Here is a 1,057-nt window from a genome sequence, read left to right on the forward strand (position 1 = left end):
GAGCTGCCGGCAGGGCGGGCAGCGCCGACGGGAGGGCGGGCAGGTTGCCGCCCGGCATGTCGTACTGAGCGGGGACCCGGATCGGGGCGATCTGCGGGGTGCCCCGCTCGGCGACGAGCCTGTCGTAGATCGGGGTGTCCGGGAAGGAGGCGGAGTAGTAGCCGCCGCCATAGGTGGAGCGGGGGGAGGTCATGGCACATAAGTTAAGCCCACGATGTGCTGATTGGGGAGACCGATAAGAGGGTTGTTTTCCGTGTCCGCAGTGACTCGGGATCCCCAATGCGAGCGAACTCGGCAAAATGGGGCGCCGAACGGAGGCCTGATCGTGTAAAGGCCGAGTTCCGGGCGGGTACCAGGCGTTGGCCGCCGTCCTCCGGCCGGTCGGGCTTGGGGACATCGCCGCGGCGAGGAATTAGGTTGTGTGCACGGAACTCGACGGACCGCCGGGGCGTGCCCGGCGCGGTGACACGCAATGGGGGCGGACATGCAAATGCTGAAAGGTTCAAATACTCCGGTGCCCACCGCGGCCTTGCGGGTGGAATTGGGGTGGCGGGCCGGAGCGGGTGTGCCCGACGCCGACGCCTCCGCTTTGCTGCTGGTAAGCGGAAAGGTCCGTTCGGACGCGGACTTCGTCTTCTACAACCAGCCCGCGCACTCCTCCGGCGCGATCCGGCACGAGGGAAAGCGCACCACCGACGGCCGGGTGACCGACGCGCTCCTCGTCGACCTCGCGCGCGTGGAGCCCGCGATCGAGACGGTCGTCCTCGTCGCCTCCGCCGACGGCGGCACGTTCGGACGCGTGCCCGACCTGTACATCGAGGTCCAGGACGCGGCCCAGGGCATGCCGCTGGCCCGCTTCGACAACCCCGGAGCCACCACCGAAACCGCTTTCGTGCTGGGCGAGTTCTACCGCCGCCAGGGTGCCTGGAAGTTCCGCGCCGTCGGTCAGGGCTACAGCAGCGGCCTCGAAGGGCTGGCCACGGACTACGGCATCAGCGTGGACGAGCCGCAGCAGGCGGCACCGGCACCGGTTCCGGCCGTCGCCCCGGCGGCACCC

Annotated in this window: 2 protein-coding genes; one reads left to right on the forward strand and one right to left on the reverse strand. The window is 69.6% G+C overall.

Annotated elements, in window-relative coordinates:
• The coding region (locus C1J00_RS43550; protein WP_342751822.1) for a DUF6643 family protein at positions 1-193 on the reverse strand (193 nt) is incomplete at its 3' end.
• A 297-nt stretch (positions 194-490) separates the two neighbouring features.
• Between C1J00_RS43550 and C1J00_RS43555 the strand changes: the two genes are divergently transcribed.
• The coding region (locus C1J00_RS43555) for a TerD family protein (protein WP_180989927.1) at positions 491-1,057 on the forward strand (567 nt) is incomplete at its 3' end.

Source organism: Streptomyces cahuitamycinicus (assembly GCF_002891435.1).
GTDB lineage: Bacteria > Actinomycetota > Actinomycetes > Streptomycetales > Streptomycetaceae > Streptomyces > Streptomyces cahuitamycinicus.